We start from the raw sequence: 13,443 nt of genomic DNA on the forward strand, positions 1-13,443 counted from the left end.
AAAAAAGCCCGCATCAAACGATGCGGGCTTTCTCATTCATTGCGGCACGGCTCAGGCCGCCTTGGCTTCCTGCAGGCTCAGCGAGCGGTTCAGCGCGCTGAACAGTGCCTTGAAGCTGGCTGTGGTGATGTTTTCATCGATACCCACACCATGCACCGGGCGGCCACCGGCCACGCGCAGTTCGATATAGGCCGCGGCCTTGGCATTGGTACCGGCGCCAATGGCATGCTCGTTGTAGTCCATGATCTCCACGGCAATCGGCAGGCCGGCCACCAGTGCTTCCAGTGCGCCGTTGCCCTTGCCGCGCCAGTGCAGGGTGGTTTCGCCTTCACCGGCGACTTCCACTTCCACGGCGCTGTGGCCGTTCTCTTCCTGCAGGCGGTGGCTGACCAGCGCGTACGGAGCGTTGGCCTGGAGGTATTCCTTGTGCAGCAGGCTGTAGATCTGCTGGGCGGTCATTTCCAGGCCCAGGCGGTCGGTTTCACCCTGTACTACCTGGCTGAACTCGATCTGCATGCGGCGCGGCAGGCTGATGCCGTATTCCTGCTCGAGCAGGTAGGTGATGCCGCCTTTGCCCGACTGGCTGTTGACGCGGATTACCGCCTCGTAGCTGCGGCCGATGTCGGCCGGGTCGATTGGCAAGTAAGGCACTTCCCACAGCTCGCCTTCCTGCTGCTTGGCGAAGCCCTTGCGGATGGCATCCTGGTGCGAGCCGGAGAACGCGGTGTGGACCAAGTCGCCCACGTACGGGTGGCGTGGGTGCACCGGCAGCTGGTTGCACTCTTCGACCACCTTGCGCACGCCGTCGATGTCGGAGAAGTCCAGCAGCGGGTCGATGCCCTGGGTGTAGAGGTTCAACGCCAGGGTCACCAGGTCGACGTTACCGGTACGCTCGCCGTTGCCGAACAGGCAGCCTTCGGCGCGATCGGCACCGGCCATCAGGCCCAGTTCGGTGGCGGCAATGCCGGTGCCACGGTCGTTGTGGCAGTGCAGGCTGATGATCACGCTGTCGCGACGGCTGACATTACGGCAGAACCATTCGATCTGGTCGGCATAGATGTTCGGGGTGGACACTTCCACGGTGGCCGGCAGGTTGAGGATGATCTTGTGCTCGGGGGTCGGGTTCCACACCTCGATGACCGCGTCGCAGACTTCCTTGGCGAACTCCATCTCGGTGGCGCTGAAGGTTTCCGGCGAGTACTGGAAGGTCCACTGGGTTTCCGGCTGCTGGGCGGCGTACTTGACGAACAGCTTGGCCGCGTTCACCGCGATGTCCTTCACGCCTTGCTTGTCCTGGTTGAAGACGATGCGGCGGAACGACGGGCTGGTGGCGTTGTACAGGTGGACGATGGCCTTCTTCGCCCCGCGCAGCGACTCGAAGGTGCGGGCGATGAGGTCTTCACGGGCCTGGGTGAGCACCTGGATGGTGGTGTCGTCCGGGATGTGGCCGTCTTCGATCAGCATGCGCACGAAATCGAAATCGGTCTGCGAGGCGGACGGGAACGAGGCTTCGATTTCCTTCACGCCAACCTGCACCAGGGTCTTCCAGAAGCGCAGTTTCTTCTCCGAATCCATTGGCTCGATCAGCGACTGGTTGCCATCACGCAGGTCGGAGCTGCACCAGATTGGCGCGGCGGTGATGGTCTTCGACGGCCAGGTACGGTCAGGCAGGTCGATGGTCGGGAAAGCGCGGTATTTCTTCGAAGGGTCTTTGAGCATGGTCATGGAAGCAATCCTTTTGTGTGCGGCCGAGATCGGGCCTGCCGAGCGATAACGAGATGAAAAGGCGAGGCGACGCGATTCAGCCTGGTAGTCGGGCGCTGACCAGGCAGAGGCTGCGATGTTGTCGGAGCAGGATGAGGGTGCTGAAGGTTTTCATGCCTTCAACCCTAACCAGTGGGGTGGGGGATGGCAAGCGTTCAGGAAAAATTGAGAGGAATGCTTAAAAAAAGCTGAAAGGCGAGATTTTATCGCTGTAATTTTCTGAGTGCTTCTCGATTTTTGCGCAGTATTTTTCGATGGCGCAACACAGTTGAACTGATGTCGACTGTGCCGGCCCTTTCGCGGGTGAACCCGCTCCCACAGGTGTAACGCCATCCCTGTGGGAGCGGGTTTACCCGCGAAGAGGCCGGCACAGGCAGTACCGCTCTCAGGGCTGGAACGCGCCAATGAAAATCGCCGGATCCACCCGCGCATCGTTCAGGCTGACGTTCCAGTGCATGTGCGGCCCGGTAGCCCGCCCGGTCGAGCCCACACGCCCCACCACCTCGCCCCGGCGCAACTGCTGCCCCACCTGCACATCGATCTTCGACATATGGCAGAACATGCTGATAAAGCCCTGCCCGTGGTCGACGAACACCGTGCGGCCGTTGAAAAAGTAATCGCCCACCAGGATCACCTTGCCATTTGCCGGGGTCTTGATTGGCGTGCCGGCCGGCACCGCGAAGTCCAGCCCGGCATGCGGGTTGCGTTCTTCGCCATTGAAGAAACGGCGCACGCCGAACTTGCTCGACAGCGGGCCACTGACCGGCTTGTCGAGAATCAGATTGCTGGGCAGGGTCGGGCTGAAGCTGCGGTAAGCCTTGATCTGCTCGGCCAGCTCACGATCGATGCGCTTGAGGTCGGCCGGGTTCGGGTTGACCTGGCGGGTGTTCTTCAGGGTGATGCGCTGCTCGGGGTACTTTTTACTACCTACGCTGAAAGGCAGGGTACGGCCGCCCTGGCTCAGCACCGCGGTGCCGGGCTTCTGGGTCAGCGGGATGCCGACGATGGCCAGCCAGTTGTCCTGCTCTTTCACCACCAGCACCGGTTTGCCGTCGAAGCGGGCGCTGGGCGCGCTGGCGGCGGGGCCGAGGTCGACCACCGCCACGCCGCCGGGTACCGGCTTGTTCAGCGTGCGGGTGATGTAGCTGGCCTGGGCGCCGCCGGCCAGCAGCAGGAGGGAAAGGGCAAGCAGGGGCGCGAGCAGGCGGGGCATGTGTCAGTCCAGAAGTGAGAGGGTGACCGGGGTCAGGTGGTTGTCTTCGACCCGCACCAACAGCTCGCCTTCGTTCAGGCGGGCGGTCAGGCGCTGGCCATTGCGGGTCTGTTCGGCGCTGCGGATGGCCTGGCCCTGTTCGTCCAGCAGGATGCTGTAGCCGCGGGCGAGGGTGGCCAGCGGGCTGACCACCTGCAGCGTCTGCAACTGGGCCTGGAAGCGCTGGCGGCGGTCCTTGAGCACCTCGCGCATGGCCCGTGGCAGGCGCTCGGCCAGGCTGTCCAGGCGTTGGCCCAGCAGTTTCAGGGTGCGCCCCGGGTGTTGCGCGGCGAGGCGGGTGTCCAGGCGTGCCAGGCGCTCGTGACGCTGGTTGAGGTTGAGCATGAACGCGCGGCGCAGGCGCATGTCCAGGTCGTCCAGGCGTTGGGCCTGCTGGCGCAGGCGCTCGCCCGGGTGGCGCAGGCGCCGGGTCAGCGACTCCAGGCGCAGGCGGTCGTGGGTCAGGCGGTTCTGCATGCGCAGCAGCAGGCGCCGTTGCAGGCCATCCAGGCGTTGCTGCAGGCCACTGTTGTCGGGGGCCAGCAGCTCGGCGGCAGCAGACGGTGTGGGCGCGCGCACGTCGGCGACGAAGTCGCTGATCGAGACATCGGTCTCATGGCCCACGGCGCTGACAATCGGCGTGACACAGGCGGCCACGGCCCGCGCCACGGCTTCTTCGTTGAAGCACCACAGGTCTTCCAGCGAGCCACCGCCCCGGGCCAGGATCAGCGCATCGAACCCGAGGCTGTCGGCCAGGCGGATGGCGCGCACGATCTGTGCAATGGCTTCGCGGCCCTGTACTGCGGTGGGGATCAGGTTCAGCTCCACCTGCGGGGCGCGGCGACCGAACACACTGATGATGTCGCGGATCACTGCACCGGTGGGCGAGGTAATGATGCCGATGCGCTGCGGGTGGGCTGGCAGCGGCTGCTTGCGTTCGGCGCTGAACAGCCCCTCGGCACCGAGCTTTTCCTTCAGTGCTTCGAAGGCCAGGCGCAGGGCGCCATCACCGGCCGGCTCGACGGTGTCGAGAATCAGCTGATAGTCGCCACGCCCTTCGAACAGCGAAACCTTGCCGCGTACCCGCACCGCCAGGCCGTCGCGCAGGGCCTGGCGCACCCGCATGGCGTTCTGCCGGAACAGCGCGCAACGCACCTGTGCGCCGCTGTCCTTGAGGGTGAAGTACATGTGGCCGGACGCCGGGCGGGCGAGGTTGGAAATCTCGCCTTCCACCCACACGCTGCGGAACACGTCTTCCAGCAGCACGCGGGCGCGGCCGTTCAGTTGGCTGACGGTAAGGACCTCGCGGTCCAGGCCGAGTCGTTCGAAAGGGTCTCTGATCATGGCGGGCATCATAAAGGACATCGGCCCCGGTTGTCTGTCCCGGCCCTATCGCCGGCCCAGCCCTTTGGGCTGCGCTGTCGCGTAGATAACCGAAAGTGCAAGCAGTCCGCATACCCTGTGGGAGCGGCTTTAGCCGCGAAGAATCCAACGCGGTGCATGGCACCGGCTGCGCCGGTGTTCGCGGCTAAAGCCGCTCCCACAGGACACCTGCTAATTCACTGAGTTATGTGCAGTTCTATAGGGGCAGGCCCTTCAGGCCTGCATCGCCGTCACGAACTGGCGCACCATCGAACCTGCGTCACGCCTGCAAGCCATCGCCACAGTACTCTCACACCCTCCTTCCAGCGCCACGAAGCTGACTGACGCTGGCGCAATCTCACGCATGCATTCCGGCAACAACGCCACCCCAAACCCCGCCTGAATCAGCTGCAACTGGGTGGTCTTGCGCGACAGCACCTGCGCCGCTCGCGGGAAAAAGCCTGCCTCCATGCACATCGAGGCCGACAGGTAGCTCAGCCCGCCACGGTCCCGGTGCGGAATGGAAATGAAGCGCTCTTCCCGCAGTTGTTCCAGTTTCACCTGTGGCGCGCTGGCCAAGGGATGCGCGGCGGCGACCGCCAGCAGCAGGGGTTCGCTGAACAGTTCATGCAGCACTACCCCTTCATGCTGGCGCAGCACCGGCAAGCGCAGCAGGCCGATATCCAACCGCCCGGCAGCGATATCCTCCAGTTGAGCCTCCGACGACTGCTGGGCAATTTCCAGCGAAACCCCTGGGTTGTCGCGCAAGTAGCCGCCCAGGCGAGCCAGCAACGGGCCGGTCAGCGGTACGGTACTGGAGTGGTTCAGGCGCAGGCTGCCCTGCAACCCTTCGCCAATATCGCGGGTAACCCTCTCGGCCTGCGCCAGGTCGGCCAGCAAGCGCCGCGCCCGTTCCAGGAAGGCCTGGCCAGCCAGTGTCAGGCGCGGCAGGCGCGCGGTGCGCTCGAACAGCGGCGTGCCCAGTTGCTGCTCCAGTTCCTTGATCTGCCGGCTCAGCGCCGACTGGGCGATGTACAGCCGCTCGGCGGCAGCGCTGAAGCTGCCGCATTCGGCGATTTCCACGAAGTAACGCAATTGGCGGATCGACGTCATGTCATGCCTTTTCGAGATGAGTGTGGCGACAAAGGCATATTAGTCGGCATGGCTCATGGCTGGCTAACCTTTGCCTGTCTTCCCAGGAGCTGCTGCCATGCTCGCCCAACTGTCGTTTTCCGGCCTTGACTGGCTGCCCATCCTGCTTGGTGTCGGCGCTGCCTACATCGTCTTCGGCATCGCCGGTTTCGGCACCGCGCTGGTGGCGGGCCCAGTGCTGATCCACTTCATGCCGCTGTCGCGGATCATTCCGCTGCTGGTGCTGCTGGATTTCGTCGCCGCCTTCGGCAACCTGTTGCCCTCGCGCCGCGATGTCGTGCGCGGCGAACTGCTGCGGCTGCTGCCGTTCATGGCCATTGGCTGCACGCTGGGCGTGGTATTCCTGCTACAGCTGAAGTCCGACCTGTTGCTGCTGCTGATGGGCCTGTTCGTCACGGCCTATGCCTTGTACGGGCTGGCGGTGAAGGTGCGGCCGGCCAGTCTGTCGGGTTTCTGGGCAATGCCGATGGGCACGGCAGGCGGGCTGTTCGGTGCCTTGTTCGGCAGCGGCGGCTTTCTTTATGCCCTGTACCTGAGCGCGCGGCTGGAGGTGAAGGAACAGGTGCGCGCTACCCAGAGCGCGCTGATCAGTTGCAGTACGGTGGTGCGCCTGACACTGTTCCTGATCGCAGGTGTCTATGCCGACCAGAACCTGCTGCTGCTCGCTGCCTGCCTGTTGCCGGTCATGCTCGTCGGCCTCTGGGCAGGGCGCAGGCTCACCCACCGGCTGTCCCGCGAAGCTTTCGTGCGCCTGGTCACCTGGCTGGTGCTGGCCAGCGGCCTGGCGCTGATCGGTCGCTACCTGAGCGCCTGAGCAGGCGGTAGAATTGCGCCAATACCGCAGTTTTTCAGGCTTGTCCCGTTCATGAACACCCAGAGCATCATCGTTCCCAAGCTGTCTACCGTCCCGGTGCATGAAGCCCGGGCCCGCGCCATCCTGCGCTGGCTGGTGCGCGAGAAAGTCGTCGAGGAACAGCTGACCACCTGTGGCCGCACCGGCAATCGCATGGGCCATGCCCTGGCCGAAGGTGCCCGCAAAGTCGCCCTGCACCCGCAGAAACTGCCCTTCGGCGAGCAGGTCAACGGCCTGGAGGTGATGCTCAAGCGCTGCATCTATACCCCTACCGAAGGTTTCCTCGAAGAGGCCGGTTGCCCCGAGTGCCGGGGCGAGGTGGGTGAGCCGCTGTTCGAAAGCCTGGAAGAATGGATGCCGGCGGTGAGCGACAACTTCACCTGCCCGTTGTGCGGCTTCGAAGATGACATCAATGGCTTCATTTACCTGCAGCCATGTGCCTTTTCCAACCTGGGGTTCATCTTCAACAACTGGGGCGAGGCCGGGTTCACCCAGGCCTTTCTCGACAGCTTCGCCGACTGGCTCGACCAGCCGGTGACCGTGGTACAGGTAAAACTGCCACAAGGCTGACCGAAGGCCCTTATTTTGCATTGAGCGGCGCGCCGTGCATGAGTATAATGGCGCGCTTCCATTTTTCCCGCCCGGGAGCCCCCGCGATGCTGCGTATCAGCCAAGAAGCCCTGACCTTCGACGATATCCTCCTTGTACCTGGCTATTCCGAGGTACTGCCCAATGAAGTCAGTCTCAAGACCCGTTTGACCCGCGGCATCGAGCTGAACATTCCGCTGGTTTCCGCCGCCATGGATACCGTGACCGAAGCGCGCCTGGCCATTGCCATGGCCCAGGAAGGCGGCATCGGCATCATCCACAAGAACATGACCATCGAACAGCAGGCCAGCGAAGTCCGCAAGGTCAAGAAGTTCGAGGCTGGCGTGGTCAAGGACCCGATCACCATCGACGCCGACGCCACCGTGCGCGACCTGTTCGACCTGACCCGCCTGAACAACATCTCTGGCGTTCCGGTGCTGGCGAACGGCGACCTGGTCGGCATCGTCACCTCCCGTGACGTGCGCTTCGAAAGCCGCCTGGATGCCAAGGTCCGCGACGTGATGACCCCGAAAGAGCGTTTGGTCACCGTCCGCGAAGGCGCCGACAAGAACGAAGTCCGTGAGCTGCTGCACAAGCACCGCCTGGAAAAAGTCCTGATCGTTGACGACAAGTTCAACCTCAAGGGCATGATGACCGTCAAGGACATCGAAAAGGCCAAGGCCTACCCGCTGGCCAGCAAGGACGACCAGGGTCGCCTGCGCGTCGGCGCCGCGGTCGGCACCGGCAAGGACACCGGCGAGCGCGTTGCCGCCCTGGTGGCTGCTGGCGTTGACGTGGTGGTGGTCGACACCGCCCACGGTCACTCCAAAGGTGTGATCGACCGCGTTCGCTGGGTCAAGGAAACCTACCCGCAAGTGCAGGTGATCGGCGGCAACATCGCCACCGGCGCTGCCGCCAAGGCTCTGGCCGAAGCTGGCGCTGACGCGGTCAAGGTCGGTATCGGCCCGGGCTCGATCTGCACCACCCGTATCGTTGCCGGTGTCGGCGTGCCGCAAATCAGCGCCATCGCCAACGTTGCCGCTGCACTGGAAGGCACTGGCGTGCCGCTGATCGCCGACGGCGGCATCCGCTTCTCGGGTGACCTGTCCAAGGCCATCGTCGCCGGTGCTTCCTGCGTGATGATGGGTTCGATGTTCGCCGGTACCGAAGAGGCTCCGGGTGAAGTCGAATTGTTCCAGGGCCGTTCCTACAAGGCCTACCGCGGCATGGGCTCGCTGGGTGCCATGGCACAGGCGCAAGGCTCGTCCGACCGCTACTTCCAGGACTCCTCGGCCGGCGCCGAGAAGCTGGTACCGGAAGGCATCGAAGGCCGTGTTCCCTACAAGGGCGCCCTGGCCGCGATCATCCACCAGCTGATGGGCGGCCTGCGTTCGTCCATGGGCTATACCGGCAGCGCAACCATCGAAGAGATGCGCACCAAGCCGGAATTCGTGCGCATCACCGGTGCCGGCATGGCCGAGTCCCACGTGCATGACGTGCAGATCACCAAAGAAGCCCCTAACTACCGCGTAGGCTGAGGCTTCAAGCAATACAAGCATGCGGGGCTGTCATGACAGCCCCGCGTCGTTTCCGATTTCCACTGACGAGATTGAGTCATGGCCCTCGACATTCACGCTCACCGCATCCTGATCCTCGATTTCGGTTCCCAGTACACCCAGCTGATCGCCCGCCGCGTGCGCGAAATCGGCGTGTACTGCGAGCTGCATCCGTTCGACATGGACGATGAAGCGATCCGCGAATTCAACCCGCGCGGCATCATCCTCGCCGGCGGCCCCGAGTCGGTCCACGAAGCCAACAGCCCGCGCGCCCCGCAGGCGGTGTTCGACCTGAACGTACCCGTGCTGGGTATCTGCTACGGCATGCAGACCATGGCCGAGCAGATGGGCGGCAAGGTCGAAGGCTCCGACCTGCGTGAATTCGGTTATGCCCGTGTGGACGTGGTCGGCAAGAGCCGCCTGCTCGACGGCATCGAAGACCACATCGATGCCGACGGCGTACTGGGCCTGGACGTGTGGATGAGCCACGGCGACAAGGTCACCCAGATGCCGGGCAACTTCCACGTGCTGGCCAGCACCCCGAGCTGCCCGATCGCCGGCATGTTCGACGACGCGCGCGGCTACTACGGCGTGCAGTTCCACCCGGAAGTGACCCACACCAAGCAGGGCGGTCGCATTCTGTCCCGCTTCGTGCAGGACATCTGCGGCTGTGAAGCCCTGTGGACTCCGTCCAACATCGTCGAAGATGCTATTGCCCAGGTGCGTGAGCAGGTTGGTTCGGCCAACGTCCTGCTGGGCCTGTCCGGCGGCGTCGACAGCTCCGTCGTTGCCGCACTGCTGCACCGCGCCATCGGCGACCAGCTGACCTGCGTATTCGTCGACAACGGCCTGCTGCGCCTGCACGAAGGCGACCAGGTGATGGCCATGTTCAAGGAGAACATGGGCGTCAAGGTCATCCGCGCCGACGCTGAAAAGCAGTTCCTCGACAACCTGGCCGGCGAAGCCGACCCGGAGAAGAAGCGCAAGATCATCGGCCGCACCTTCATCGACGTGTTCGATGCCGAAGCCAGCAAGCTGGAAAACATCCAGTTCCTCGCCCAGGGCACCATCTACCCGGACGTGATCGAATCGGCTGGCGCCAAGAGCGGCAAGGCCCACGTGATCAAGTCGCACCACAACGTCGGTGGCCTGCCTGAGGAAATGAACCTCAAGCTGGTCGAGCCGCTGCGTGAACTGTTCAAGGACGAAGTGCGCAAGATCGGCCTGGAGCTGGGCCTGCCGTACGACATGGTCTACCGCCACCCGTTCCCGGGCCCGGGCCTGGGCGTGCGTATCCTCGGTGAAGTGAAGAAGGAATACGCCGACATCCTGCGTCGCGCCGACCACATCTTCATCGAAGAGCTGCGCAAGGCCGACTGGTACCACAAGACCAGCCAGGCATTCGTGGTGTTCCAGCCGGTCAAGTCGGTTGGCGTCGTTGGCGATGGCCGTCGCTACGCCTGGGTCGTGGCCCTGCGTGCCGTCGAGACCGTGGATTTCATGACCGCGCGCTGGGCGCACCTGCCGTACGAACTGCTGGAAACCGTCAGCGGCCGTATCATCAACGAAATCGACGGTATCTCGCGCGTTACCTACGACGTGTCGAGCAAGCCGCCAGCGACCATCGAGTGGGAATGATCCCGCGTCCGGCATAAACCGGCAGCGACTTGCGTACAAAGTCCAGAAGCCCGCTTGATTGCGGGCTTCTGGTTTTAGCAGTCTGACAATTTGGCAGGTGGCTCCGGTCGGAACCTGTTTCTGGTCCTTGTTCGCTATCGAATACCCAAAGCCCGAAGCCACGCATCGACCTGCCCGAACGCATCTAGCTGCCACTGTTCTGGGGTGCGATCGCCCAAGATCTGTGTTTCTTCAACAAAGCCGCGTACACAAGTGGGGCCAAAGCCCTCTACGCAGTCGAACTTTTTGGCGATAAATGTATAGCCGGCCTTTCCACTGGCGATCTCAAGCACAGGGCGACACTCCTCTGCTAATGCTTCAGATCCCCCTGGGTAATTCCGAACGCAGTAGTAGATGTCATACGCGTCTTTTTGCTTGTAACGTCCTTCGATGGCGTGGCCTTTCATTGCGAGCAGAGCAGGGATGGAACAAACGGCGACCTCGACGCGATTGGTGCCGCCGTTTGGCATGTTCCCGGAAATCGCCACCATCTGGTAAAAACGAAGGGCCAGATCGGCACCGTCAGCGCGTTGCACTGCGAAGTCAGTGATAAGTGGTGGTACGTTCTTTACCAGTTCTGTGTCTTTCGGCCTCAGGAAGTCAATGATCACATCAATAGGAGGCCCGTCGTCGACCGTTTTGATTTGCCGCACTAGCTGGAAGCGTTTTAGCTGCTGACTTTGTGCATAGCCATGACTCAGTAACTCATCGACCAGGTTGGCGTACTCACCGTCCCCCAGCGCTTCAGCATCGAGGCCAAGATCGAGGTCGAGCGTACCCACGTGCGGCATGTCTTCGTTTTCATTCAGCAATAGCCAGGGTACGGCGCCCCCTACCACGGCGAATTTGCCTTTGAAGCTACCAAGGACTTGTCCGATCTCAATCAAAACGGACTTGACCGCTGCTGTGGTGCGGTCGTCGTAGTCATTAGCCCGCTGCGGTTCATTCGGAGTCATTTCGACCATTTCAGTTTCTCTTGTCGAAGAAAATCAGCCGCCTCTCGTCCTCGCTCTCCCGATTTGGCGAGATCAAGGTAGGTCTGCACAGGGCTGGTGCAAATGACTCCGGGGGCGGGCTCCACGATGTCGTCTAATAATCCTTGATCATCAAGCAGATAAACGATCACGTTCTCCCCTTTGTTACTGGGAGATAGTTTCAGAGTCGAGCGCAGTTTTTCGATCCCCTGCAAATCGGCGTAGAAGTAGTGGGTTCCAGTGCGTCCATACGGTGCCAGCCACGTTGCTGCGGTAAACGAAGCCATTGCTGCAGTTACTTTCCCGTCTTGCTGTGGATGAAGCGTACGGATAGCTTCGTCAAACAATGCGCCATGCAGCGTCGTGTAAAAGCCTATTCGTTTGTGTGGGGGCGGTTCGTAATCCTCGCGCCAGGCATCGAGTAAAGCATCAGGATCAGACAGGAATATCCCCTGCTCTGAGCGTTCGGCCCACTCACGGTCCAGCAGCCCTGAGCGAACGTTGCTCACCAGGCCGAGACTGACACCAGCTGCTTCTGCCAGCTCAGCAACTCGCCATGGATGCGCAGGCTCACGCAGCATGCGCCGTAATACCTGAGCTGATTTTGGCTTGAACAAGGAACGCAGTTCACGTCGTTCGGCTGTTGGTTTGCTGGCGACCTGACGAGAAATGAAGAACGTGCCAAAGGCAAACCGGGCATTACCCTCCAGATCGAGATACGCGACGTTGTACTGCCTGCACAATGCTTGAGCTTCGACTGACAAATAGGGCGCGATCAGTACAGGGACTACTGACTCAGGCTGGCGCCGTACATAGTCCTGTAGATGGAGTAGCGCAGCGCGAACATGACGAGGTTGCGCATTTGATTTCACCTCAGCTACCAGTGTGTGCCGTTCGCCGAATACCTCGAGTTGGGCGACCAAGTCTATTTCGTCGTTTCGCTTGGCTAAGCTGACTTCCAGCCGCTCGGCAGCCGGGACCTCGGCCAGGATGCTGCGGAGTGCATCGGCAGACTGCTCTTCGATTTTCACTAGATCTGCTAATTTCATCATCCGTTGAAAATAGGGCTTTTAATGAAAATCTGTCAAGTTTTTCAGTCGAATCACCAATTTCAGCGCTTGTTGAAAATATCTTTTTGACTGAAATTCTAGATACAGGGAGCCTGGAATCCTACTCGGCCCCAGGAGAATGCCCGAAATACGCCTTGTAGGCATGGCAGAAATTGGCAGGGTTGGCGTAGCCGACATGGTAGGCAACCTGCGATACCTGCCATCGACGCTCCAGCAGAAGGGCGCGGGCCAGTTCCATTCTTTGTTGCCGAACGTATTGCAGGAGCGACCGGCCGTATTCGTGGCTGAACGCGCGGCGCATGGTGGTTTCGCTCACCCCCAATTGGCGAGCGAGGGCTGCAGCAGTGGGCGGGGCGTTCAGGTTTTCGTCGAGCTGGCGGCGCGTTTCAACGGCGAGATCGCGGCGCCCCCGGTCCTGAATCTTCTCGGCAGACCTGTGCCCGATCAGGTGGCTGGCCAGCTCCAGCACGATGGCCAGGCTCAGGCTCTCGCAATGCAGGCGCCTGAGCCCGCCGGTGTAGGGCGACAGATAGAGCTGCTGGAACAGGCGGCTCACCGCTGGGCACTGTGGCAACTGGTCGAAGCGCATGCCATCGGCGACCAGCGCCAGCAGAGGCTTCAGCTGCGCGTCGTCCCGGGCCAGCTCGTGCAGGTAATCGCCAGCAATACGTACCCCGGCCATACGGGCGTGACTGTTGGCGGGCAATTGGTCCTGGGCCTCCAGGCTTTCACCAAGGCCCAGCATGTGCAATTGGCCAGGGGCATAACAGTTGAGCCTTCCGTCCACCGTGTGCTGCCACGCCCCGTCGAACACCTGCACGATGCACAGGCTTTGCGGCAGCACCTTGTCGATCCTCAGCGGCTCCGGAAATTGCAGGTTGCAATCGAAGTACTGCAACCCGTCGTGTACCGTCTGCGCCCGATAGTGGCCGGACGCGCTGCCCATCACCCGCGCGCTGTTCGCGTCCAGCACACCGGCCTCGGCGAGTGACCCGGGGCTATCGAATGAAAAGTCGGTGTCGAGGTAGGGGCTGATCGATCGCATGTGCGCTAGGCATCCTTGGCTGAGGGCGGCATGGCCGGAAATGGTAACGCGTGCACATTTTCAGCGACAGCCATTGTGCGCACGGCGCTGTCTGTTGTGCGAACCGGTCAGCGGGGTTGGCTAGACGGGCCAGGCTTATTTCAATGGGCG

Annotated in this window: 11 protein-coding genes; 4 read left to right on the top strand and 7 right to left on the bottom strand. The window is 62.2% G+C overall.

Annotation, left to right across the window (positions count from 1 at the left end; genetic code table 11):
* Positions 1 to 51: 51 nt before the first annotated feature.
* From leuA to ABIB24_RS04740, 4 genes are all read right to left on the bottom strand, one after another.
* Positions 52 to 1,725 (bottom strand): 2-isopropylmalate synthase, encoded by a 1,674-nt coding sequence (leuA, locus tag ABIB24_RS04725; RefSeq protein ID WP_085587545.1) that lies wholly within the window; start codon positions 1,723 to 1,725, stop codon positions 52 to 54.
* Positions 1,726 to 2,149: 424 nt separating this feature from the next.
* Positions 2,150 to 2,977 (bottom strand): M23 family metallopeptidase, encoded by an 828-nt coding sequence (locus ABIB24_RS04730; protein ID WP_137163084.1) that lies wholly within the window; start codon positions 2,975 to 2,977, stop codon positions 2,150 to 2,152.
* Between the two features lie 3 nt (positions 2,978 to 2,980).
* Positions 2,981 to 4,360, bottom strand: a complete 1,380-nt coding sequence (gene xseA, locus ABIB24_RS04735) for an exodeoxyribonuclease VII large subunit (RefSeq protein ID WP_354316168.1) — start codon at positions 4,358 to 4,360, stop codon at positions 2,981 to 2,983.
* Between the two features lie 252 nt (positions 4,361 to 4,612).
* The gene (locus tag ABIB24_RS04740) at positions 4,613 to 5,491 is read right to left on the bottom strand and encodes a LysR family transcriptional regulator (RefSeq protein ID WP_013971136.1); all 879 of its coding nucleotides are present in this window, start codon (positions 5,489 to 5,491) and stop codon (positions 4,613 to 4,615) included.
* A 97-nt stretch (positions 5,492 to 5,588) separates the two neighbouring features.
* Here ABIB24_RS04740 and ABIB24_RS04745 point away from each other — a divergent pair, with 97 nt between their 5' ends.
* The 4 genes from ABIB24_RS04745 (at position 5,589) to guaA (ending at position 10,165) form a co-directional block, all read left to right on the top strand.
* Complete coding sequence (locus ABIB24_RS04745) at positions 5,589 to 6,344, top strand: sulfite exporter TauE/SafE family protein (protein WP_354316169.1); 756 nt, start codon at positions 5,589 to 5,591, stop codon at positions 6,342 to 6,344.
* 51 nt (positions 6,345 to 6,395) lie between these two features.
* On the top strand, positions 6,396 to 6,953 hold the full coding sequence (locus tag ABIB24_RS04750; protein WP_025337880.1) for a hypothetical protein: 558 nt from the start codon (positions 6,396 to 6,398) through the stop codon (positions 6,951 to 6,953).
* An 86-nt stretch (positions 6,954 to 7,039) separates the two neighbouring features.
* On the top strand, positions 7,040 to 8,509 hold the full coding sequence (gene guaB, locus ABIB24_RS04755) for an IMP dehydrogenase (RefSeq protein WP_013971138.1): 1,470 nt from the start codon (positions 7,040 to 7,042) through the stop codon (positions 8,507 to 8,509).
* A gap of 78 nt (positions 8,510 to 8,587) precedes the next feature.
* Positions 8,588 to 10,165 carry a glutamine-hydrolyzing GMP synthase gene (gene guaA / locus ABIB24_RS04760; protein WP_013971139.1) on the top strand — a complete coding sequence of 526 codons (1,578 nt, stop codon included), beginning with the start codon at positions 8,588 to 8,590 and terminating at the stop codon, positions 10,163 to 10,165.
* Positions 10,166 to 10,299: 134 nt separating this feature from the next.
* Here guaA and ABIB24_RS04765 read toward each other — a convergent pair whose 3' ends face one another.
* The 3 genes from ABIB24_RS04765 to ABIB24_RS04775 form a co-directional block, all read right to left on the bottom strand.
* A complete protein-coding gene (locus tag ABIB24_RS04765; protein WP_354316170.1) occupies positions 10,300 to 11,169 on the bottom strand; it encodes a hypothetical protein in 870 nt (289 codons plus the stop codon).
* Entirely contained in the window at positions 11,157 to 12,209 is a 1,053-nt protein-coding gene (locus tag ABIB24_RS04770) for a hypothetical protein (protein WP_354316171.1), read from the bottom strand. The genes ABIB24_RS04765 and ABIB24_RS04770 overlap by 13 nt, the downstream gene beginning before the upstream one ends.
* 139 nt (positions 12,210 to 12,348) lie before the next feature.
* Entirely contained in the window at positions 12,349 to 13,293 is a 945-nt protein-coding gene (locus tag ABIB24_RS04775) for a helix-turn-helix transcriptional regulator (protein ID WP_354316172.1), read from the bottom strand.
* Between the last annotated feature and the right edge of the window lie 150 nt (positions 13,294 to 13,443).

The sequence above is a fragment of the Pseudomonas sp. UYEF17 genome (assembly GCF_040546125.1).
Taxonomy (GTDB): Bacteria; Pseudomonadota; Gammaproteobacteria; order Pseudomonadales; family Pseudomonadaceae; genus Aquipseudomonas; species Aquipseudomonas putida_Z.

What these genes read in the sequence shown, in the direction of transcription:
- leuA (WP_085587545.1), bottom strand. Translation starts at nt 1,725, where the DNA reads ATGACCATGCTCAAAGACCCTTCGAAGAAATACCGCGCTTTCCCGACC.
- ABIB24_RS04730 (WP_137163084.1), bottom strand. Translation starts at nt 2,977, where the DNA reads ATGCCCCGCCTGCTCGCGCCCCTGCTTGCCCTTTCCCTCCTGCTGCTG.
- xseA (WP_354316168.1), bottom strand. Translation starts at nt 4,360, where the DNA reads ATGATCAGAGACCCTTTCGAACGACTCGGCCTGGACCGCGAGGTCCTT.
- ABIB24_RS04740 (WP_013971136.1), bottom strand. Translation starts at nt 5,491, where the DNA reads ATGACGTCGATCCGCCAATTGCGTTACTTCGTGGAAATCGCCGAATGC.
- ABIB24_RS04745 (WP_354316169.1), top strand. Translation starts at nt 5,589, where the DNA reads ATGCTCGCCCAACTGTCGTTTTCCGGCCTTGACTGGCTGCCCATCCTG.
- ABIB24_RS04750 (WP_025337880.1), top strand. Translation starts at nt 6,396, where the DNA reads ATGAACACCCAGAGCATCATCGTTCCCAAGCTGTCTACCGTCCCGGTG.
- guaB (WP_013971138.1), top strand. Translation starts at nt 7,040, where the DNA reads ATGCTGCGTATCAGCCAAGAAGCCCTGACCTTCGACGATATCCTCCTT.
- guaA (WP_013971139.1), top strand. Translation starts at nt 8,588, where the DNA reads ATGGCCCTCGACATTCACGCTCACCGCATCCTGATCCTCGATTTCGGT.
- ABIB24_RS04765 (WP_354316170.1), bottom strand. Translation starts at nt 11,169, where the DNA reads ATGGTCGAAATGACTCCGAATGAACCGCAGCGGGCTAATGACTACGAC.
- ABIB24_RS04775 (WP_354316172.1), bottom strand. Translation starts at nt 13,293, where the DNA reads ATGCGATCGATCAGCCCCTACCTCGACACCGACTTTTCATTCGATAGC.